This window comes from Lentzea sp. HUAS12, assembly GCF_024125735.1.
GTDB lineage: Bacteria > Actinomycetota > Actinomycetes > Mycobacteriales > Pseudonocardiaceae > Lentzea > Lentzea albida.
On the sequence record NZ_CP099738.1, the window covers coordinates 7,416,531 to 7,437,149 of the forward strand.

Annotated in this window: 18 protein-coding genes and 1 tRNA gene; 12 read left to right on the forward strand and 7 right to left on the reverse strand. The window is 68.0% G+C overall.

Going from position 1 to position 20,619, the window contains the following annotated elements:
* The first annotated feature begins 9 nt into the window (after positions 1-9).
* The 3 genes from ND450_RS34430 (at position 10) to xerC (ending at position 2,974) form a co-directional block, all read left to right on the forward strand.
* On the forward strand, positions 10-1,584 hold the full coding sequence (locus ND450_RS34430; RefSeq protein WP_253328080.1) for a replication initiator: 1,575 nt from the start codon (positions 10-12) through the stop codon (positions 1,582-1,584).
* Positions 1,585-1,601: 17 nt separating this feature from the next.
* Positions 1,602-1,796 carry an AlpA family transcriptional regulator gene (locus ND450_RS34435; protein WP_065915790.1) on the forward strand — a complete coding sequence of 65 codons (195 nt, stop codon included), beginning with the start codon at positions 1,602-1,604 and terminating at the stop codon, positions 1,794-1,796.
* Positions 1,797-1,996: 200 nt separating this feature from the next.
* Positions 1,997-2,974 (forward strand): tyrosine recombinase XerC, encoded by a 978-nt coding sequence (gene xerC, locus ND450_RS34440; RefSeq protein ID WP_371927482.1) that lies wholly within the window; start codon positions 1,997-1,999, stop codon positions 2,972-2,974.
* Positions 2,975-3,052: 78 nt separating this feature from the next.
* Here the strand turns inward: xerC and ND450_RS34445 are convergent.
* Positions 3,053-3,128: transfer RNA gene (locus tag ND450_RS34445), tRNA-Lys, on the reverse strand.
* Positions 3,129-3,313: 185 nt separating this feature from the next.
* Between ND450_RS34445 and ND450_RS34450 the strand changes: the two genes are divergently transcribed.
* The 3 genes from ND450_RS34450 (at position 3,314) to ND450_RS34460 (ending at position 6,631) form a co-directional block, all read left to right on the forward strand.
* Positions 3,314-4,387, forward strand: a complete 1,074-nt coding sequence (locus tag ND450_RS34450; RefSeq protein WP_253322463.1) for an aldo/keto reductase — start codon at positions 3,314-3,316, stop codon at positions 4,385-4,387.
* 100 nt (positions 4,388-4,487) lie between these two features.
* A complete protein-coding gene (locus ND450_RS34455; RefSeq protein WP_253322464.1) occupies positions 4,488-5,612 on the forward strand; it encodes a serine hydrolase in 1,125 nt (374 codons plus the stop codon).
* Positions 5,609-6,631, forward strand: coding sequence for a serine hydrolase (locus ND450_RS34460; RefSeq protein WP_253322465.1), 1,023 nt, complete (start codon positions 5,609-5,611; stop codon positions 6,629-6,631). The genes ND450_RS34455 and ND450_RS34460 overlap by 4 nt, the downstream gene beginning before the upstream one ends.
* 6 nt (positions 6,632-6,637) lie before the next feature.
* Here ND450_RS34460 and ND450_RS34465 read toward each other — a convergent pair whose 3' ends face one another.
* Positions 6,638-7,546 carry a GTP-binding protein gene (locus ND450_RS34465; RefSeq protein WP_253322466.1) on the reverse strand — a complete coding sequence of 303 codons (909 nt, stop codon included), beginning with the start codon at positions 7,544-7,546 and terminating at the stop codon, positions 6,638-6,640.
* Between the two features lie 11 nt (positions 7,547-7,557).
* On the reverse strand, positions 7,558-8,355 hold the full coding sequence (locus ND450_RS34470) for an LLM class F420-dependent oxidoreductase (protein ID WP_253322467.1): 798 nt from the start codon (positions 8,353-8,355) through the stop codon (positions 7,558-7,560).
* A gap of 92 nt (positions 8,356-8,447) precedes the next feature.
* Between ND450_RS34470 and ND450_RS34475 the strand changes: the two genes are divergently transcribed.
* The 3 genes from ND450_RS34475 to ND450_RS34485 are packed head-to-tail and all read left to right on the forward strand — an operon-like array spanning position 8,448 to position 15,318.
* Positions 8,448-8,975, forward strand: a complete 528-nt coding sequence (locus ND450_RS34475) for a hypothetical protein (protein ID WP_089919141.1) — start codon at positions 8,448-8,450, stop codon at positions 8,973-8,975.
* A gap of 2 nt (positions 8,976-8,977) precedes the next feature.
* Complete coding sequence (locus ND450_RS34480; protein WP_253322468.1) at positions 8,978-10,903, forward strand: flotillin family protein; 1,926 nt, start codon at positions 8,978-8,980, stop codon at positions 10,901-10,903.
* Positions 10,900-15,318 (forward strand): DNA repair ATPase, encoded by a 4,419-nt coding sequence (locus ND450_RS34485; protein WP_253322469.1) that lies wholly within the window; start codon positions 10,900-10,902, stop codon positions 15,316-15,318. The genes ND450_RS34480 and ND450_RS34485 overlap by 4 nt, the downstream gene beginning before the upstream one ends.
* Here ND450_RS34485 and ND450_RS34490 read toward each other — a convergent pair.
* Positions 15,308-15,799, reverse strand: a complete 492-nt coding sequence (locus ND450_RS34490; protein WP_253322470.1) for a hypothetical protein — start codon at positions 15,797-15,799, stop codon at positions 15,308-15,310. The genes ND450_RS34485 and ND450_RS34490 overlap by 11 nt on opposite strands.
* Positions 15,800-15,885: 86 nt before the next feature.
* Positions 15,886-16,296, reverse strand: a complete 411-nt coding sequence (locus ND450_RS34495; protein ID WP_253322471.1) for a PPOX class F420-dependent oxidoreductase — start codon at positions 16,294-16,296, stop codon at positions 15,886-15,888.
* Positions 16,297-16,360: 64 nt separating this feature from the next.
* On the opposite strand from ND450_RS34495, the gene ND450_RS34500 reads away from it, so the two are divergent.
* Positions 16,361-17,143 carry an oxygenase MpaB family protein gene (locus ND450_RS34500; RefSeq protein ID WP_256557340.1) on the forward strand — a complete coding sequence of 261 codons (783 nt, stop codon included), beginning with the start codon at positions 16,361-16,363 and terminating at the stop codon, positions 17,141-17,143.
* An 82-nt stretch (positions 17,144-17,225) separates the two neighbouring features.
* Positions 17,226-18,041 (forward strand): glutamate ABC transporter substrate-binding protein, encoded by an 816-nt coding sequence (locus tag ND450_RS34505; RefSeq protein WP_253328081.1) that lies wholly within the window; start codon positions 17,226-17,228, stop codon positions 18,039-18,041.
* A gap of 158 nt (positions 18,042-18,199) precedes the next feature.
* Here the strand turns inward: ND450_RS34505 and ND450_RS34510 are convergent, their stop codons facing one another.
* The gene (locus ND450_RS34510) at positions 18,200-19,270 is read right to left on the reverse strand and encodes an Ig-like domain-containing protein (protein WP_253322473.1); all 1,071 of its coding nucleotides are present in this window, start codon (positions 19,268-19,270) and stop codon (positions 18,200-18,202) included.
* Between the two features lie 413 nt (positions 19,271-19,683).
* On the opposite strand from ND450_RS34510, the gene ND450_RS34515 reads away from it, so the two are divergent.
* Positions 19,684-19,887, forward strand: a complete 204-nt coding sequence (locus ND450_RS34515; RefSeq protein WP_030477903.1) for a cold-shock protein — start codon at positions 19,684-19,686, stop codon at positions 19,885-19,887.
* An 86-nt stretch (positions 19,888-19,973) separates the two neighbouring features.
* On the opposite strand, the gene ND450_RS34520 is transcribed toward ND450_RS34515, so the two are convergent.
* Positions 19,974-20,279, reverse strand: coding sequence for a hypothetical protein (locus ND450_RS34520; protein ID WP_089918890.1), 306 nt, complete (start codon positions 20,277-20,279; stop codon positions 19,974-19,976).
* Positions 20,280-20,619: the final 340 nt, after the last annotated feature.

A 20,619-nucleotide genomic window follows, 5' to 3' on the forward strand; every position in this document is an offset into this window, starting at 1 on the left:
TCGGAGCGGATGAAGCAGCCGGCCGCGCTCGACATCGCTCGGGCCGTCGCTGAGGAGCATGGCGTCTGCGTCCGCCCGTTGGCCAAGGAACGGATCGATCTCGACACCGGACGCGTCGACATCGTCCCGGTGCCATGCGGCTCGACCGTGGCCAGCGTGTGTCCCACCTGCGCGGAGAAGAACCGGCGTCTGCGGATGGCGCAGTGCCGCGAGGGATGGCACCTCACCGAAGAGCCCGACTTCACGCCGGACGCTCCGAGCGACGATCAGCGGGAGCTGACCGCCTATCGGGCTGACCTCGTGAAGGCCTTCCGCCTGGCCCTCGATGAGGGTGACGAGGTCGGAGCTGAGGAGGTCCGGGAGGAGGTCGCAGAGGTCGACGCCGAACTTCGGCAACTCGGAGTCCGCGGTTCACTCCCCTCCCTGGAAGTGCCGCTCAAGGCGGCTCGAAAGCGGTCGACCAGGCGGCGGCAGGACGCGCCCAACCTGCCTCGGCGGCCGGTCAGCAAGCGCACGGTCGGGAAGGTGTTCGGGGGCAAGTACCAGCCTTCGACGTTCCTCACGCTGACGCTGGACACCTACGGCAAGGTGCGCAGCGACGGCACGCCTGTTGACCCGGCGACCTACAACTACCGGCGTGCGGCTCGGGACGCGGTGCACTTCGCGGCGCTGCTCGATCGGTTCGTCCAGAACCTTCGGCGCTGTGTCGGCTGGGAGGTCCAGTACTTCTCGACTGTCGAGCCTCAGAAGCGGTTGGCTCCGCACTGGCACGCGGCGGTTCGGGGCTCGATCTCGCGGGCGGAGCTGCGGGCGGTTGCTGAGGCCACGTACCACCAAGTCTGGTGGCCTGAGCATGACGAGATCAAGTACGGCGGCGACAACCTGCCGGTGTGGGACGTGCGGGCCAAGGGCTTCGTTGATCCGCAGACGCGGAAGGCCCTGCCTACCTGGGACGACGCGCTCGACCAGGTGGAACGGCCCGCCCATGTGGCGCGGTTCGGGGTGCAGGTGCACTCCAAGGGCATTCTCGGCGGGACTGAAGAGGCTGGCCGACACATCGGCTACCTGACGAAGTACCTCACCAAGAGCATCAACGAGTGCTTCGAGGCGCAGACCGCCCGCCAGGAGGACCACGCCGAACGCCTTTGCGCTGAGCTCGCGGTCACGCCCTGCTCGCCGCAGTGTCCGGTCTGGTTGCTCTATGGCGTCCAGCCTCGCGGGGCTCGGCTGTCCACGGTGCCTGGCAAGTGCAAGGGGAAGGCGCACAAGCGGACCACGTTCGGCGTTGCTGGGCGGCGGGTGCTCGTGTCGCGGAAGTGGTCCGGGAAGTCGCTCGCCGACCACAAGCACGACCGGAAGACGTTCGTTCGGCAACTGCTCGCGGACGTCGGCATCAAGCCCGAGGACCAGCCGCAACGGGTCGTCTGGAACAACGTCGAGCCCGGCGACCCGAACGTGCCGCCTCGAGCACACCTGCTGCTGAGTGCCGTCGCTGAGCGGCGGAGGTGGAAGGCCGAATACACGGCCGCGCTGCTCGCATCTGCCGGACCTCCGGGGAGTTCGGCAACTTCGCACGCTGCTTGATCTGAAGGGGGAACATCATGGAGACACACCAGTTCGAGCCACTGTGGACAGTCAGCGACGTTGCTGCCTACCTGAACGTCCCGGTCCACACGCTCTACGGCTGGAGGACCAAGAACTACGGCCCGCCCGCACGGCGCTTGGGGAAGCACCTGCGGTACCTGCCGTCCGAGGTGCGGAGCTGGTTCGAGCACCTGCTTGAGGAGGCGGCCTGATGGCTCGTCCGCCGCTCGACATCGGCACGTACGGCAAGATTCGTTGCAGTCAAACGGAGTCCGGCTGGGTAGCCGTCGCGAACTACCGCGATTTCGACGGTAAGACGCGGCCGGTGCTTCGCAGGGGGAAGACCAAGCCTGAGGCTGAGCGGAGGCTCAAGAAGGCGCTCGCTGAGCGCAAAGGCCCGGCGGGAGACTCGTTGACGCCAGACAGTCGGTTCAAGGACGCGCTCGAAGCGTGGCAGGTGAAGTTCCAGAAGCTCGTGGACATGGGCAAGCGGTCGCCGAGCAGCCTCGACACCTACCGGAGCATCCTCGGCCGGCATGTCCTTCCGGGCCTCGGTGAGCTGCGGATTCGTGAGATGACGGTCGCCCGGATCGATGCGTTCCTGGGTGCGCTGTGGAGGTCGGTCGGCGTCGACAGTGCCAAGACGGCGCGCTCGGTGATCTCGGGTGCCCTGCGGATCGCGGTGCGGGATCGGGCGCTCGACACGAACCCCGTCCGGGACACGGACCCGCTGGAGAGCGGCCGGAAGAAAAGCCCCAGGGCGCTCACGCGGGAGGAGCGTCTGTTGTGGCTGGAGATGCTGGAGTCCGACCCGGCGGCGGTTCGGAAGGACCTGCCTGACCTGTCGCGGTTCATGATGGCCACGGGCGTGCGGATCGGTGAGGCGCTGGCCGTCTACTGGGAGGACGTCGACTTCGAGGCCGGAACGGTCGACGTGAACTACACGGTCATCCGGGCCGGTGGGCTCGGGCTGATCAGGAAGTCGACCAAGACGGAGGCGGGAGAGCGGACGCTTCCGCTGCCCAGGTGGGCGCTCGACATGTTGCGGCGGCGTCGTGCGGCCACGCTGTTCCCGAACGGGCCGGTCTTCCCGAACAGCCTGGGTGGCCTGCGGGACCCGTCGAACACTCGCAGGGACATCCGGAAGGCTCGGGGAGGAGACGAGTTCGCGTGGGTGACCTCGCACGTCTTCCGCAAGACGGCGGCCACCATCCTCGATGAGGCGGGGCTCTCCGCGCGGGTCGTCGCGGACCAGCTCGGCCACGCTCGGCCGTCCATGACCCAGGACACCTACCTGGCCCGAAAGGCGGTCGATCGGAAGGCGGCTGATGCGTTGGAAGGGGCGCTTGACCGGCCTGAGCAGGGCGAACCGACCGAGTGCGCAGATTGAGAGTCAGCGAGTAAAGCGCATCAAAGGCGTATCAGTGATCTTCCAAAGCGAAACCCCCAGGCCTGTGACCTGGGGGTTTGGTGGGCCGCCAGGGACTCGAACCCTGAACCCGAAGATTAAAAGTCTCCTGCTCTGCCAATTGAGCTAGCAGCCCTCGCCGGGACAGCCTACCGATCTCCACCCCCGCATGTCCTCCGGGTTGCCAACCTCACGGTCACGGCCCCCAATCCACTCCCAAAGAGAGGATCAGGCAAGAACGAAGCTGGATCGTCGTACCGCCCCGACCCCCCAGAACGCTGGAATTGGAGGCACAGCGAACGACCAGAAGGAGCCACGAAGATGCCGCTCGACCACTACGTCACCCTGGGCCGCTCCGGCCTCCGCGTCAGCCCGTTCGCCCTCGGCGCGATGACCTTCGGCGAGGACCCCGGGGCCGCCGGCGCGAGCGTCGAGGAGTCCGAGAAGATCCTGCGCACCTACCTCGACCGCGGCGGGAACTTCGTCGACACGGCCAACTTCTACACCAACGGGCACTCGGAGAAGATCCTCGGCGACTTCTTCCGGAGCAACGGTGGCCGGGATCGGGTGGTGCTGGCCTCCAAGTTCTTCTTCAACATGCACCCCGGTGACCCGAACGGTGGTGGGGCGGGGCGGAGCTCCATTCGCAGGCAGCTCGAGCAGACGCTCCGGCGTTTGCAGACCGACCACCTCGACCTCTACTGGATGCACAACTGGGATCGGAACACCCCCGTCGAGGAGACGATGCGGGTCCTCGACGACCTGGTGGGATCGGGCAAGGTGGGGTACATCGGGTTCTCGAACGTGCCCGCTTGGGTGACGGCGCAGGCCCAGACGATGGCCGTCCTCAACGGCTGGACGCCGCTGATCGCGTTGCAGGTCGAGTACTCGTTGCTCGCGCGGACGGTGGAGGGGGAGGTCGCGCCGCTGGCCAGGGACGCGGGTATGGCGCTCGTGCCTTGGAGTCCGCTCAAGAACGGGTTCCTGAGCGGCAAGTACCGGCGGGACGTGCAGGTCGCGGACTCGGAGCGGGCGAAGTTCGTCAACCCGCCTACCGAGGACGAGTTCAAGGTCATCGACGTCGTCACGGCCATCGCGGACGAGACCGGAACGACTGCGGCAGCTGTGTCGCTGGCCTGGTTGCGGCAGCGTGAGGGGACCGTGGTGCCGATCATCGGGGCGCGGAAGCTGGAGCACCTCGAGAGCAACCTCGAGGAGGTGACGCTCACCGCAGACCAGCTCGCGACCCTCGACGCCGTGTCGCGGCCTGATCTCAACTACCCGGCGAACCTCCACGGCGAGTTGAGGGCCATGTTGCAGTTCGCCGGCACGACGGTGGACGGCGAGCACTCCGCGGTCTACCCGCCGCTGCTGCAGAGCAGCGTCCGGTACTGAGGTAGAGCCTGCTCCACCTCGAGAACGGAAGTGTGCGCGACTGCGCCGAGACCCCCGGAAGCGGAAATCTTGTCCTCACCACGGCAAGGGGAGGCACAGGATGAAGAAGACGCTGGTAGGCGTGTTGGCGGCGGCCATGCTGTTCACCGGAGCGGGAACGGTCATGGCCGCGCCGGCGGGCAGCGCGCAGAAACAGCTCGACGGGCTCACGAAGGAGCACCGGTTCCCGGCGGCGCTCGGCACGACGACCGAGGCCAACGGCAGGGCCACGGCCTACACGTCGGGCACGGCCGAGCTCGGGAAGCGGACGCCGGTGCCGAAGAACGGGCAGGTGCGCGCCGGATCCAACACCAAGGCGTTCGTCGCCGTGGCGGTCATGCAGCTGGTGGCGGACAAGAAGGTCGAGCTCGACAAGCCGATCAACCACTACCTGCCCGGCGCGGTGAAGGACGACCGGATCACGGTCCGCCAGCTGCTGAACCACACCAGCGGCCTCGCCAACTACACGGGCTACCTGGGGCTCGAGAAGTTCGAGGACGTGCGGCACCGCTACTTCGAGCCGCGCGAGCTGCTCGACGTCGGCAACGCGAACCCCGTCACGAACGAGCCTGGCGAGAAGTTCAAGTACAGCAACACGAACTACGTGCTGCTCGGTCTGCTGGTCCAGAAGGTCACCGGACGGCCGGTCGCGGAGGTGGTCGAGAACCGGGTGATCAAGAAGGCCGGGCTCCAGGACACCTACTGGCCCGGTGTCGGTGACGAGACGATCCGCGGCAAGCACCCGAAGGGGTACTCGAAGACCGGCAACGGGATCGAGGACGTCACCGAGATGGACCCGAGTTGGGGCTGGGCCGCCGGCCAGATCATCTCGACGACCAAGGACCTCAACTCCTTCTACCGCGCGCTGCTGAAGGGCGAGCTGGTGCCGCGGGCGCAGGTCCAGGAGATGCAGAAGACCGTCGACACCGCCGGTGAGATGTGGCCGGGTGCTCGGTACGGGCTCGGGATCGCCAGCTCGCCGCTGTCCTGCGGCGGGGTCTCCTGGGGCCACGGCGGGGACATCCACGGCTTCGAGACGCGTGGTGGGGTCACGGAATCCGGCCGGGCCTTCACGGTCGCCGTCACGGCGCTGCCCGGTACTTTCCAGGACACGCCCGAGGAAGCCGGCAAGGCGCACGACGCGGTTCTGGCCACTGTGGACGCTGCTTTGTGCGGTGCCAAGTGATCGCCGTGGCGGCGTTGACCGCGCTCGCCCTGCTCGTGCCGCAACAGCTCGACCAGATCGTCCAGGAGAAGTCGCCCGGGGTCGAAGCCCATGTCAACGGCCGGAACCTCGCGCGGGGCAACGCTCCGGTCAACGGCCAGGTGCGGATCGGCAGCATCACCAAGTCGTTCGTGGCCGTCGCGACGCTCAAATTGGTGGGCGAGAACAAGGTCGAGCTCGACGGACCGGTGAACAGGTACGTGCCGCACATCAAGGACGGCCACATCACCGTGCGCCAGGTCCTGCAGCACACCAGCGGCCTGCCGGACTACGTGGTCGACGTCGGGGTGCCGAAGATCGCCGACGTCCGGAACAGGTACTTCGCGCCGCACGACCTGCTGGACGCCGCGCTGGCCAAGGCGCCGAGCTTCCAGCCGGGCGAGAAGTACGAGTACAGCAACACGAACTACGTCGTCGCCGGCCTGCTGATCCAGAAGGTGACGGGGCGCCCGGTCGGCGAGGCGATCGACGAGGTCGTCAAGCAGGCCGGTCTGAAGGACACCTACTGGCCGAGCCAGGGCGAGCAGCGCATCCGCGGCCGCCACGCGCAGGCCTTCGCGCTGAGCGACCTGCTCGACCCGAAGTCGCAGGTCGTCGACGCGACCGACATCGAGACGTCGGCGGCGTGGGCGTCCGGTGCGATGGTGTCCACGCCCAGCGACGTGGCCAAGTTCTTCAAGACGCTCCTCAACGGAGGCCTGCTCGCGAAGCCGCAGCTCGACGAGATGCGCAGGACCGTCGCGATCGACGAGAAGAGCGCCTACGGGCTCGGCCTGGAGAGCACCGAGCTCAGCTGCGGCGGGGTTTGGTGGGGCCACGGCGGGTCGATCCACGGCTGGGCGTCGTTCGGCGGGGCGACCGACGGCGGCAGGCACGCGGCGATGACCATCACCGCGCTGCCGGGGACGTTCGGCGACGACCCGATGCGGAAGTTCCAGCGGATGTACGACGTGATGGACACCGCGCTCTGCAAGAAGTAGCGAAGATCAGCGGGCGTACCGGAGCACCCAGAGCATGTCCTGTTCGGTGACCGGTCCGTCCGCTTCGCACGCCATCAGCCAGTCCGTCAACGCCTCCGGATCGATGCCCGCCCCGATCAGCACCAGCTGCGTCGGGGCTTCGTCGACGGGTTCGAACGACACGTAGGCGCCGACGGTGTGCAGCATGAACGTGCCGAGCGGGAACCGCACGAAACCCTTGGCGCGGAACAACCCCTCGGGCCGCGCCGTGAGGAAGTCCATGAACAGCTTGGGGTGCAACGGCTCCGCGGACTCGAACGACACGCTGTCGTACGAGGCGTGCGCGTGCGTCGAGTGGTCGTCCAGGTCGTCGAACGACAGCTGCCGCGGTCCCAGGTCCGGCGGGCGCACCTCGAACAGCAACGCCGGGTCGATCTGCCCGTACGTCACCGGCACGACCGGCGCGGAGCAGGGCAGCGACGGCGGCGACGGAACGCGGTCGACCTTGTTCAGCACCACCAGGTCGGCCAGCGCGAGATCGCGTTCCAGGTGCGGCACGGCGTCGAGCTCCACCGCGTCGACCACGTAGATCAGCCCGCCGTAGGACACACCGGGCGCCTGCACCACCATCCGCACCATCGCCGCCGGCTCGGCCAGGCCGGACGCCTCGATCACGATGACGTCCAGGTCGGCCGAGGCCAGCTTCGAGAGCATCCCGTCCAGTTCGGTGCCGTCGACCGCGCAGCACAGGCAGCCGTTCGACAGCGACACCATCGAGTCGACCTGGGCGGACACGGCGAACGCGTCGATGTTGATCCGCCCGAAGTCGTTCACCACGACGCCGATCCGCGTGCCGCCGGACGTGCGCAGCAGGTGGTTGAGCAGGGTGGTCTTGCCGGAACCGAGGAAGCCGGCGAGCACGACTACGGGGATCACGACGTCCGAGGCTAGCCGGTGAACTCGGCGTACCTCTCCAGCACCTCGTCCACCGTGCCGTCGAACAGCGGCGGGTAGATCACCAGCTCGTCGACGCCGAGGTCCTCGTACTCCCGCACGACCGGCGCCGACAGCGGGACCTGCGCGGACACGCTGATCCGGAACCCGTCGGGGCGGGAGGGGAAACGCGCGAGGTGGCCGCGGATCTCGTCGGGGGTGCCGATGCCGAACCACCCCTGCGCACGCGTCACGGCCCGACGGAACGCCGCGGGGCTGTGCCCGCCGACGACCACCCGCACGTTCGACGGCCGGGGATGGGCGTCGATCCCGGAGAACGACACGAACCTGCCCGCGAACGACGGCGCGTCCGCGTGCCAGAGCTGGTCCATCGCGTCCAGGTACTCGTCGGTGCGGGCACCGCGGTCGGCGAACGACACCCCGACCGCGGTCATCTCCGGTTCGAGGTAACCCGCGCCGACGCCGAGCGTGAACCGGCCGCCGCTGAGCAGGTCGAGCGACGCGACCTGCTTCGCGAGCACCACCGGGTTGCGCTGCGGCAGGATCACGATCCCGGTCGCCAGCTCCAGGGTGGACGTGACCGCCGCCACGAAACCCAGGTGGGTCAGCGGATCGAGGAACACCGTGTCCGGTTCGGACGGTGACGGGTCCACGCGCGGCGACGGCAGCACCACGTGATCGGACGCCCACCAAGAGCTGTAGCCGAGAGATTCGGCCAGTCGGGCGAGCCGTCGCGTCTCGTCCGGCCTCGCAGCGTCACCGACGTTGAGTCCCTGCACCCCGATGTCCATGACCGCGCCAACCATCGATTTCCATCGATCATTCCCGAAAGTGCAACGAAACGGCCGGTCGGCGCATCAGAATGACGAGAAGGGGGGCGATGATGACCGAGTTCCTGGCTGCCGCGCTGGCGTTTCCGACAGTGGTGTTCAGCTTCCTGTTGCTCTTGGTGCTGGCGTACTGGCTGACGGTGGCGCTGGTGGGCCTGGACTTCGACGCCCCGGTGATGCCGGTCTCGATCTCGATCTTCGTCGTGATCACGTGGTTCGCGGCACTGGTCGGCACGGTGCTCACTCCCGAGGGCAAGCTCCGGTACGCGATCCTCGCCGGGGCCCTGCTCGTGGGCGCGCTCGTCACCAGGATCCTTCTCATCCCGGTCAAGAGGTGGACGAAACCGGAGAAACCGGCGTCCCGCAACGACTTCGTGGGCCGCACCGCGATCGTGCGGACGGCCAGGGTCACCGAGCAGTACGGGCAGGCCGAGGTGACCGCCGACGACGGCGGTACGGCGGTCGTTCAGGTGCGGGCGGCGCAGAGCACCGAACTCAGGGCGGGACAGACCGCGTTGATCTTCGACTACGACGCAGACGGCGAGTTCTTCTGGGTCGTGGACATCACCACAGGGGGCTGAACATGGGTGCGATCTCCACAGGGTTGATCGTGCTGATCGCCGTGATCGCGGTAGTGCTGATCCTGGCACTGATCACGCTGAGCAGACTTTTCAAGAAGTGCGAGCAGGGCAAGGCGCTCATCGTCTCGAAGATGCGCAAGGTCGACGTGACCTTCACGGGCACCGTCGTGCTCCCGGTGCTGCACCGCTGCGAGACGATGGACATCTCGGTGAAGACCATCGAGATCCGCAGGGCCGGCAACGAGGGCCTGATCTGCAAGGACAACATCCGCGCCGACATCCGCATCACGTTCTTCGTGCGGGTCAACAAGACCGTCGAGGACGTCATCAAGGTCGCGCAGGCGATCGGCACCGAGCGCGCGAGCCACGAGCAGACGCTGCAGGAGCTGTTCAACGCCAAGTTCTCCGAGGCGCTCAAGACCGTCGGCAAGCAGCTCGACTTCGTCGACCTCTACACCCACCGCGACGAGTTCCGCGACCGGATCGTGCAGGTCATCGGCACCGACCTCAACGGCTACAGCCTCGAGGACGCGGCCATCGACTACCTGGAGCAGACGCCGCTCAAGCAGCTCGACCCCGCGAACATCCTGGACGCGCAGGGCATCCGCAAGATCACCGAGCTGACCGCGATCGAGCACGTCAAGACCAACGAGTTCACCCGCAACGAGGAGAAGGAGATCACGCGCCAGAACGTCAGCGCGCGTGAGGCGATCCTGGAACTCGAACGCCGCCAGGCCGACGCGGAGATCAAGCAGAAGCGCGAGATCGAGACCGCCCGCGCGCAGCAGGAGGCGGAGACGCAGAAGGTGCAGGCCGAGGAGCGCCTCAAGGCCAACACCGCGTTCATCCGCACCGAGGAGCAGCTCGGCATCCAGACCGAGAACAAGGCCCGCGAGATCGCCGTCGCCGAGAAGAACCGCGAGCGCGTGATCGCCGTCGAGACCGAGCGCATCGAGAAGGACCGCCTGCTGGAGGTCATCGCCCGCGAGCGCGAGACCTCGCTGCGCATGATCGAGAAGGACAAGGAGCTCGAGCACGAGCGCCGCGCGATCGCCGACCTGGTGCGCGAGCGCGTCGCCGTGGAGAAGACGGTGGCCGAGCAGGAGGAGAACATCAAGCGCCTGCGCGCGGTCGAGGAGGCCGAGCGCGAGCGCCAGCAGATCGTGATCATGGCCGAGGCCGAGGCGCAGCAGTCGCTCGTCAAGGACATCAAGGCCGCCGAGGCCGCGGAACAGGCCGCGCAGCACAAGGCCCGCGAGGCCGTCGTGCTCGCCGAGTCGCGCCAGCAGGCCGCCGACCTCGACGCGCGCGCCAAGATCCGCCTCGCCGAGGGCACGCAGGCCGAGGCCGCGGCGAAGGGTCTGGCGGACGCGCTGGTCAAGGAACGGGACGCCGCCGCGTCCGAGGCGCTGGGCCGCGCCGAGGCCGTCGTGGACCGCGAGAAGGCGCTCGCCGACGCCGAGGGCATCAAGGAACGCCTCAAGGGCGAGGCGGAAGGCCTGTCGCACAAGGCGGAGGCCATGGCCGCGCTCGACACCGCCACGCGCGAGCACGAGGAGTACCGCCTGCGCCTCGAAGCCGAGAAGGAGATCCGCCTCAAGGGCATCGACGTGCAGCGCCAGGTCGCCGAGGCCCAGGCCATGGTCCTCGCGGCCGGCCTGGAGAAGGCCGACATCGACATCGTCGGCGGCGACACGATGTTCTTCGACAAGATCGCCGCGTCCATCACGGCGGGCAAGCAGGTCGACAGCTTCGTCGGCAACTCCGACGTCGTGCAGGCCTTGGGCTCCAAGTGGATGGACGGCACGAACAACTTCCCGGAGGACCTGACCAAGATCCTCAGCTCGTTCACGACGGGTGACGCGCAGAACATCGCCGCGGCGATCGCGCTGACCCAGATGGCCAAGAACAACGGCCAGACCGCATGACGGCTCTCGACGCCGGCACTTACGAGGTGCTGCGGGCGAGGCTGGCCGACCAGGCCGCCGAGCTCGCCCGCAGCACCGAGGCGCTGAACGACCAGCGCGTCGAGACCTTCGGCAGCACGGCCCTCGAACTCGTCGCCACCGAACGCATCCGCACCGAGAACAACTGCGTGCCACGGGACATCGTGGCGCTCGGCGACGTGATGCTGTTCGGCTACAACGTCTTCATGGGCCTCAAGCCCGAGACCAAGGTCGGTGACGTCTTCGCGGCGCACGGCAGGGACTTCGCCGCGGTCGAGGCGGAGTTCCTGCGGGACCCCAGGTTCCTCAACGACTTCGCCGAGCTGTACCGCTACTACCGCGAGACGCGGCTGCTCCAGCTGCGCATCGTCGAGCAGCGGCTGCTCGCGGTGTTCCAGACCGGCGTGCGGATCGAGGACATCCACGTCCTGCGCTGGGACGTGAAGGTCGACGGCACCGTCACCTACGTCGACAACCGGGGCGACCGCGACCACGTCTTCCCGCCCTCGCACGACTTCAGGTGGGTCGAGACGACCCGCGAACAGCACGTGCTCGGCCGGCACCCGCACATCGCGATCGACGGTGAGGTCTTCGTCGAGACGGTCGGCGGCACGCTGACCGTCAAGGTCGAGAACAACACCGAGTCCGGCGAGGGCGTCTACGAAGAGCCCGTCGACGAGCCGTTGCAGAGCCTCGCGGACGCCGAGATCCACTACGCTCGCGTCGGCCCGCTGATCCTGCTCAAGATCCTGCCGTACAAGGAGACGGTCTGGCGGCACCTGGTCTTCAACACCCGCACCAAGGTCGTCACCAGGCTCGACGGCATCGGCCAGGCGTGCCAGCGGCTGCCGGAGGACCAGGGGATCATCTTCCCCGGCGGCTACTACCTCGTCACGGGCGCGGACAAGACGTTCGACGTCGACACCGACGAGCTGGAGTTCGAACGGGTCGTCAAGTCCGCGAACGGCGAGGACGTGCTGTTCGTCTACCACGCCCGCCGCGAGGGCCGCAGCCTCCTGCTGCCCTACAACGTGATCCGCAAGGAGGTCGCCACCCCGATCACGTGCCACGGCTACTCGCTCTTCGCCGACGGCACGCTGGTGGTCTTCCGCGAGACGGGCTCCGACCCGGTGCGCGTGCACCCGATGCAGGTCTGGCGCACGCCGTTCATGGCCGACGAGACCCTGCCGGACCAGGCGGGCCCGCTCGCCCGCATCGGCAACGCCGAGCTCGTCCGCGGCATCTCGGACTGCCTGTCCATCACCAGGATGAGCGCCGAGACGACCCCGAGCGCGCCGGTGTTCGAGGGCCTGATCGCCCTGTGCACCAGGGTGGTCGACAGCGTCTTCTGGCTCGACGAGCTGGGGCTCAAGCAGGACGTCCTGGCCGTCCGGGCCACCGCCGAGCAGGTGCTGGACGAGTTCGAGGCCGTCCGCACGCTCACCGAGCACGCCGCGCAGCAACTGCACGAGGCCGCGGAGAAGCTGGCCAGCCTCATCCGACTGGCCAGGTCGGCGGCTCCCCGAAGCGCAGACGAGTGGGTCCGCCTGCTCGCCGACCTCAGGTCCGCCCAGGGCCGCCTGATCACCCTCAAAGACCTCAAGTACGTCGATCTGGAGGAGATCGACCGGCGAGAGGCCGAACTGGTCGAGGAGCTCGGCGCGTCCGCACGCCGAGCCGTCGCGTTCCTCAGCGGTGAGAACGCATTCGCCCAGTATCACGAGGAGATCGAGCAGATCGCGGCCGCGGAGCTGAAGACCGCGGCCGAGGCCGGGCCGTTGCGTGAACGGCTCGCGCAGCAGCAGACCGGCCTGGAGGTGCTGACCGAGGTCGTCAGCACGCTCGACGCCGCCGACACCACGACCCGCACGCAGATCCTGGCGAGCATCGGCGAGGTGCTGGCCGCGGTCAACCGCGCGCGGGCCACTGTGGACGGTCGCAGGGCGCAGCTCGCGAACGCCGAGGGCCGCGCCGAGTTCGCCGCGGAGTTCGCGTTGCTCGGCCAGGCCATCACGGGAGCGCTCTCGGTCGCCGACACCCCGCAGCGCTGCGACGACCAGCTCGGACGGCTCCTGCTGCAGCTGGAGAACCTGGAGTCGCGCTTCGGCGAGTTCGACGACTTCCTGGCCCAGGTCGGTGCCAAGCGCACGGACGTCTACGAGGCGTTCTCCGCCCGCAAGCAGACCCTGCTCGACGAGCGGGCGCGCAAGTCCGACCGGCTCGTGCAGTCGGCGGAACGGGTGCTCGGCACGATCCGCCGCCGCCTCGCCAAGCTGACCTCGACCGACGAGATCAACACCTACTTCGCCGGCGACCCGATGGTCGCGAAGGTCCGCGCGGTCGCCGAGCAGCTCCGGGAGCTCGGCGACGTCAGGGCCGACGAGCTCGACGGGAGTCTGCGCGACGCCAGGCAAGAGGGAGGCCGGGCACTGCGCGACCGGGCCGATCTGTACGACGGCGCGTCGATCGTGCTCGGTCGCCACCGCTTCCCGGTGACGACCGAGCCGATGAACCTCACGCTGGTTCCACGCGACGGCAGGCTGTTCTACGCGGTCACCGGCACCGATTACCGCAGTGAGGTCACCGATCCCGGGTTCGCCGACACCAGGGGTTTCTGGGACCAGCTGCTCGTCTCGGAGACGCAGGACGTCTACCGGTCCGAGCACCTGGCCGGGTGCCTGCTGGCGGAGGGCCGCACGGACGTCGTGAACGCCGCCGCGGAGCGCTACGACGAAGGCTACGAGAAGGGCGTCCACGACCACGACGCCGAGAAGATCCTCGCTGTCCTGCAACGACTCCACGCCGGCGCCGGACTGCTGCGGTACCCGCCCGCGGCGAGGGCGGAGGCGCAACTCTTCTGGGCCGGGCAAGGAGAAGACCAGCGTGCGGTGTGGGCGCGCAAGGCCGAGTCGCTGGCCCGTGCCCGCACGATCTTCGGCGGCACGCACGGGATCCCGGAACTGACGAGCCAGTTCGGCATCGGGGACCTGGCCGCCGAGTACCTGTTCGAGGAACTGGCCTGCGAGCCCCGGGGGTTCGTCACGAGCAAGGCCGCCCGCGCGGTGATCGACAGGTTCCGCGCGGTCGTCAGCGAGGAGCTCCACGACCGCGACCTGATCGAGGCGTGGCTGAAGGCGTTCCTGAAGGACGAGGACTGCCCGGAGTTCCCCGAGGTCGTCGCGGTCCTGCTCACCGATCTGCCGCGCTACGACTCCAGCGCGTCGCTGACCGAGACCGTCACCGGCCTGCTCGGCGTGCACCCGCGCGTGCACAACCAGTCGATGGACCTGCGGCTGGACGAGACCCTCACCAGGTTGCGCAGGTTCAACACCGACCAGGTGCCCGCTTTCCGCGCCTACCAACGCCGGCGCGACGAGCTGCTGGCGGAGGAACGGCGCAGGCTCCGGCTCGACGAGTACCAGCCCGCGGTGCTGAACACGTTCGTGCGCAACAGGTTGCTGAACGAGGTCTACCTGCCGTTGATCGGCGACAACCTCACCAAGCAGCTGAACGACGGCACCGGTCTGCTGATGCTGATCTCCCCGCCCGGCTACGGCAAGACGACGCTGATCGAGTACGTCGCGAACCGACTGGGCATGGTGTTCGTCAAGGTCAACGGCCCTGCGCTGGGCACGGGCGTCACCTCGCTCGACCCGGAGGAGGCGCCGAACGCCACCGCACGCCAGGAGGTCGAGCGCATCAACTTCGCGTTCGCCCTGGGCAGCAACGTCCTGCTGCACCTCGACGACATCCAGCACACCTCACCGGAGCTGCTGCAGAAGTTCATCTCGCTGTGCGACGCCCAACGCCGGATCGACGGCGTCTGGGACGGCGAGCCGCGCACGTTCGACCTGCGGGGCAAGCGCTTCGCGGTGTCGATGGCCGGAAACCCGTACACCGAGACCGGTCGTGCGTTCCGCGTGCCGGACATGCTCGCGAACCGCGCGGACGTGTGGAACCTCGGTGACGTGCTGTCCGGTCGCGACGCGCTGTTCGCGTTGAGCTACCTGGAGAACGCGTCCGGCTCGAACCCGACGCTGGGCGGTGTCGACGTGGAACCGTTGGTGCGCCTGGCGAACGGCGAGAGCGTCCGGCACGAGTACGAGACCGTCGAGCTGGAGAGGATGCTGTCGGTGGTCCGCAAGCTGCAACGGGTCCAGGAGGTCGTGCTGAAGGTCAACCAGGCCTACATCGCGTCCGCGGCCGATCCGTCCGGGCAGCCGTTCCTGTTGCAGGGCAGCTACCGCAACATGAACAGGATGGCGGCGCGGATCGTGCCGGCGATGAACGACGCCGAGGTCGAGGCGTTGATCGACGACCACTACCTCGGTGAGGCGCAGCTGCTCGGCTCGCTGGCGGAGGCGAACCTGGCGAGGCTGCGCGAGCTCAAGGCCTGATCGGCTTGTCGCACTTCAGCTGAAGAGGCCTGCCGTCCGGCCCGCGCAGGTCGGCAGGCTTCAGGTCGTACTCCTCCAGGAGGTCGCACAACGCCTCGTCGAGCGGCAGCCGGAGGCAGCGCTCGAGCTCCTCGCCGAGGAGGCTCGAGTCGCAGCGCAGCATGTCCAGCAGATCGGGCTTGGACTGCCCGGGAGGTAAGTGTCCCGGCGGTGGCGGCGGCCGGTGGTCGGGCCGGTGCCGGGGCGGCGGGTCCTGCCCCGGCGGCGGGGGCGGGGGAGGCGGTGGCGGCCGGTGGGCGCCGATCGCGGAGACCGTGGTCGTGGCCGTCGCGGTGATGACCTCGGGTGACGGGGGCGGCGGTGCCACCAGGCGGATGTCGACCGGCTTGTCCGGGGGTGCCGCCAGCAACGCCGCGATGAGGGCAGCGCCCATCACCGCGGCCGCGGCTGAGAAGTAGCCGCGGCGTCTGACACCAGTCATCGCTTCCGCTCCCCAGGTTCCGCCTGCCCGGTAGCCGCCGTCCCCGTGGAATCGTCCTGCCCGGTAACCGTGTTACCGAATGCTCATCAGCCGGTCTTATCGGGTCCCGCGCCGGTCAGGGCGATGCGCAGGACCACGCGCTGTTCGCGTTGCATCGCGGCCCGGTAGTCGTTCCAGTCCGAGTGCTCGCCGGAGATCGTCCGGTAGTACTGCACCAGCAGGTCCATCGCGTCGGGCAGCGGCACCACCGTCGCCGTTCCGTTGATCTGGATCCAGCGCCCGAAGAAGCTGTCCGGCAGCACGCACAGCGACACGTTCGGATCGCGCTGGACCTGCTTCGTCTTGTACGCCGTCGCCCGTGTGGAGACGAGCACGTCCCCGTTGTCGTCCAACGCGACGAGCACCGGCGACATGGCCGGCGTGCCGTCCGACTTGAGCGCGCAGAACACCGCGCGGTGCTGGCTGCGGAGCACTTCCCGTGCCTGGTCCAGTTCCATGGTCTTCATCCTGGTGACGCGGGACGATGTCCGCATGCCGGATCCGAACTCCGTCAGCTGGCAGATGCACGCGGACCCGACGATGTGGATCGCCGGGATCGCGAGCCTCTACCTGCAGGCGTTGCACCCCCAGGCCGTCGCGGGGGTCGTGCAGAACTCCAACTTCCAGGCCGACCCGCTCGGCAGGCTCAAGCGCACGGCCGATTTCGTCGGCCTGGGCGTCTACGGCACCGACGAGGAGATCGCCACCGCCTCGGCACGCGTGCGCGCCACCCACCGCAGCCTGCGCGGCGTCGTCGACGGCAGGTCGTTCCGCGTCGACGAACCCGAACTGTTGTTGTGGGTGCATTGCTCGGAGGTTTACTGCTTCGAAACAGTTCTCGATCGGGCGGGGTACGGCCTGTCCGACCGCCAGAAGGACCGTTACTACGAAGAGCAGCGCTTCGCGGCGAGTTTGGTCGGATTGCACCCGGATGAAGTACCGGGATCACGGCGCGAGATGCTCGGTTACTTCGAGCGGATGCGTCCTGTTTTGCGTCGAACACACGATTCAGATGTGATCTACACCTTCTTGCACGGACCACCCGTGCAAGGTTTCGTCCGCCACGGGCTCCCGGTCTACCGCGTGCTGGTGGGCCACCTGGCGTACTCCGTGCTGCCCGATTGGGCGCTGGAGCTGCACGGCCGCCCGCCTTACGCGCACGCGGACCTCTGGTTGCGAATGATGCGCCGAGCTGCGCTTTTGGTGCCGGGCAAGATCAGGAGACTGGCTCCTCCCGGCCACCTGAAGCGCGCGATCGAGCGGCACGGGAAGCATGTGACGCCCAGTCGAGCGCGACTGCCGTAGTTGTCATACGTCACAGTTGATCATCGCCGCAGGTCCGTAGCATTGCGCACGACTCCACAACACCCTTGGAAGGCCTGTCGTGATCCGTCGTGCCGCGCTCCTGACCGCCGTTGCGGTGTTGGCCACCGCCTGTGGGAGCGGTGACACCAGCACAGTCATCGGACGTGCTGACTCCGGGAAGCTGACCATCGGTATCCGCTACGACCAGCCGGGCCTGAGCGAGCGGCGCCTCGACGGCCGGTACGTCGGCTTCGACGTGGACGTGGCCAAGTACGTGGCGAACGAGCTCGGTGTGAAGGAAAGCGGCATCACCTTCAAGGAGGCGCGCGGCGCCGCCCGCGAGTCGATGCTGGAGAACGGCGAGGCGGACCTGATCATCGCCTCGTACTCGATCACCGACGCCCGCAAGGAGAAGGTGGCGTTCGCCGGCCCGTACTTCGAGACGGGCCAGGGCATCCTGGTGCGCTTCACCGAGAACGCCATCCAGGGGCCGGAGTCGCTGAACGGCCGCACGCTGTGCTCGGTCAAGGGTTCCACCTCCGCGCAGAAGGTGAAGGCGGACTACTCGAAGGGCGTGACGCTGGAGGAGTACGGCCAGTACTCCGACTGCGTGATCGCTCTCATGGCCGGCAACGTCGACGCCGTCACGACCGACGAGGTCATCCTGGCCGGATTCGCCGCGGAGAACCCCGAGCTGCTCAAGCTCGTCGGCAAGACGTTCTCCAAGGAGCGCTACGGCATCGGCGTGCCGAAGGGCGACGCCGAGTCGCGTGACGCCGTCAACGAGGCCATCGAGAAGATGATTTCGAGCGGTGAGTGGAAGCGGGCCCTCGAACGCAACGTCGGTCCGTCGGGTTACGAGATCCCGCAGCCACCCCAGATCACCGAGAAGAGCTAGCGGCGCGTCGCAGAACGTTGGCGAGGTGATCCACGCTCAGCAGGGCGCCTCGCGGCACCGCCCCCACGCCCCCGTACCACCAGTACGAGGACGTGGGGCGGCACCACGATGCACCCGTCTGACCGCGAATTCCCCCGGCAACGTTCTGCGCCACACCGCTAGTTGGTCGCGGCCGACTTGGCGGTCCAGGCCGCCCAGTCCACGGTCCACTGCCAGTAGTCGCCGGGAGCCGGCCCGTTCGGGTCGGCCTGGCCGAGCTGCACCGAGGAACCCACGACCTCGACCGGGTCGCCGACCATCGTCAGGTCGAAGAAGGTCTTGGCGTTGGGGCCGGACAGGTTCGCGCACCCGTGCGACACGTTCTCCTTGCCCTGCTGGGGGATCGTGCCGTTGTTCTCGTGCACGAACTCGCCGTTCTGCGAGATCAGCACCGCCCAGGTGACCGGCACGTCGTAGTTGTACGTCGTGCTCTTCATCCTCCGCGAGGCTTCCTTCTGCTGCACCACGTGGATGCCGGACCGGGTGACGCGGCCGGGGTCGCTCTCCAGGCCGTACGACGCCGGGAGGTCGTGCAGCAGCACGCCGTCGCGGTAGATCTCGAACCGCTTGGTCTGCGTGTTCGCCTTGGCCACCAACGCCCTGTCGGCGATCTTGAACTGCACGTGCACGTCGTCCGTGCCGAACGCGCCGCCCCCCAGCGGCACGCCGTAGACGCCGGCGTCGACCGTGACCTCGGTACCGGGCTTCCAGTACTCACGCGGCCGCCAGTGCGCCTCGGTGTCGGACAGCCACGCCCACGAGCCCTCGGTCGGCACGGAGGTCGTGACGGTCATGGCCTTCTGCGCCGATGCCTTGTCCTGCACGGGTGCGGAGAACTTGACCCTGATCGGCATCGCGATGCCGTAGGTCTGGTGGTCGCCGACGTTGAGGGAGGCGTTGACGAGCCGCTGCGGCTTGACCGTGCGGAACGAACCGGTGACCGGCACCTCGGCGCCGTCCTCGCCCTTGGCCGTGCCCGACCACGTGTAGGCCTTGTTGTAACCCAGGTTCTCGGTGGCGATCCACCGGGCGGCGGTGAGCTCCCCCTTCACCACCCGACCGTCGGCACCCGTCAGGGCGACGGCCGTCAGTGATCCGCCGGTCACGCCGACCTCGAACGGACCCGCCGGGCTGATCTCCTCACCCGATGCGGGCGTCACCGTCAGTGCGGCCTTCGCCTTCTGCTCCACGACCGGAGCAGAGGATGACGGCGGTGCGTCGGGTGCGGCGCTGCAGGCGGTCAAACCCAGCAGCAGAGCCAAAACCAGTGGCCTGAACACGTGCTCCCCCAAGATCCCCTCGTCTGATGTTGAAGAAGACGCGTCGGGCGTGAGCACGTTGCTCGGCAATTCGCGATCACCCACCCGGACCAGCGGCTTTCCCCCTATTGAGGCACCCAACTGGCCGGTAATGACCTGTAGTGCTATGACCAATCACACGTTAGGCTGACCCGCGCAGGCCGTGGTTTCTGTGTTCGTGCTTCACACGCTCGCGGAACGACACGCGGGCGTGCGGTGCGCTCTAAGCGAGTTTGCCGAACGCCCCCGGGACGGCCGGGGTTGCACGGTGCAGCCCCAAGCTTTCCTGCGATGGAGGCAGGTTCATGGCACAGGGCACTGTCAAGTGGTTCAACTCCGAAAAGGGCTTCGGCTTCATCGCCCAGGACAACGGCGGCGCTGACGTCTTCGTCCACTACTCGGAGATCCAGGGTCAGGGCTTCCGCACCCTGGAGGAGAACCAGCGCGTGGAGTTCGAGGTCGGCCAGGGCACCAAGGGTCCGCAGGCCCAGAACGTCCGCGCGGTCTGAAAGTCTGTTGCAAAGCCGCAATTGAGCCGTATGTGAGAAGGACCCTCGACCGGGCTCGGTCGAGGGTCCTTCTTCGTTCGCTGGATCTAGTGGCCGCGCTGCCGCGCTTCCCACTCCAGGCGCTGCATGACCCACTCCGTGGCGAGAGCCTGCGGCGAGGTCTGGCGCTCGGCGGCGAGCTCCTTGAGCTGCTCGTTGGCCATGAGCTGCAGCCTCAGCTGGTACACCTGCGAGCTGCCGAAACCCGACGCGGTGGTCTCGTTGTCCGAGTCCGGGGCCAGGGCAGCCAGGTACGAGGTCAGCTCCTCGTCGGGCGACGTCGCTTCGACCTGCGGTTCGTCCGCGGGACGATGACGGCCAGACTTGGAGCGTCCGAGGGATCCGATAGGCACCGGAACACGATAACGGCTAGGTCACAGAACCCAAACCCCTGTGACCCGGGTCACCCCAAGGTGTAAATGCCTGCTACTCACAGTGGATCTAGGGCGAGATGAAACGGGCCGGGGCGCATGCGGTCGGGTGAGGCGTGGTGGTGGCGCGGCGTGGGTGAGCGCGGAGGGGGAAGGAGTGCGGCGCGCGAGGGTCGGCGTCGCGCGGGTGGGACGGCGGGGTGCCGATGGGTGGGTACGGCGGGGTGACGGAGAGGGTGCCGCATGGCTGGGTATGGCCGGGATGACGGCGAGATGGAAAGGGGAGGGGCGGCGAGAGTGGGGGGCCGGGCAAGAGCGGCGC

Bases quoted from the DNA above. Each gene is read 5' to 3' on its own strand.
- ND450_RS34430 (WP_253328080.1), top strand. From the start codon at position 10: ATGAAGCAGCCGGCCGCGCTCGACATCGCTCGGGCCGTCGCTGAGGAG.
- ND450_RS34435 (WP_065915790.1), top strand. From the start codon at position 1,602: ATGGAGACACACCAGTTCGAGCCACTGTGGACAGTCAGCGACGTTGCT.
- ND450_RS34450 (WP_253322463.1), top strand. From the start codon at position 3,314: ATGCCGCTCGACCACTACGTCACCCTGGGCCGCTCCGGCCTCCGCGTC.
- ND450_RS34455 (WP_253322464.1), top strand. From the start codon at position 4,488: ATGAAGAAGACGCTGGTAGGCGTGTTGGCGGCGGCCATGCTGTTCACC.
- ND450_RS34470 (WP_253322467.1), bottom strand. From the start codon at position 8,355: ATGGACATCGGGGTGCAGGGACTCAACGTCGGTGACGCTGCGAGGCCG.
- ND450_RS34475 (WP_089919141.1), top strand. From the start codon at position 8,448: ATGACCGAGTTCCTGGCTGCCGCGCTGGCGTTTCCGACAGTGGTGTTC.
- ND450_RS34480 (WP_253322468.1), top strand. From the start codon at position 8,978: ATGGGTGCGATCTCCACAGGGTTGATCGTGCTGATCGCCGTGATCGCG.
- ND450_RS34485 (WP_253322469.1), top strand. From the start codon at position 10,900: ATGACGGCTCTCGACGCCGGCACTTACGAGGTGCTGCGGGCGAGGCTG.
- ND450_RS34490 (WP_253322470.1), bottom strand. From the start codon at position 15,799: ATGACTGGTGTCAGACGCCGCGGCTACTTCTCAGCCGCGGCCGCGGTG.
- ND450_RS34495 (WP_253322471.1), bottom strand. From the start codon at position 16,296: ATGGAACTGGACCAGGCACGGGAAGTGCTCCGCAGCCAGCACCGCGCG.
- ND450_RS34500 (WP_256557340.1), top strand. From the start codon at position 16,361: ATGCACGCGGACCCGACGATGTGGATCGCCGGGATCGCGAGCCTCTAC.
- ND450_RS34515 (WP_030477903.1), top strand. From the start codon at position 19,684: ATGGCACAGGGCACTGTCAAGTGGTTCAACTCCGAAAAGGGCTTCGGC.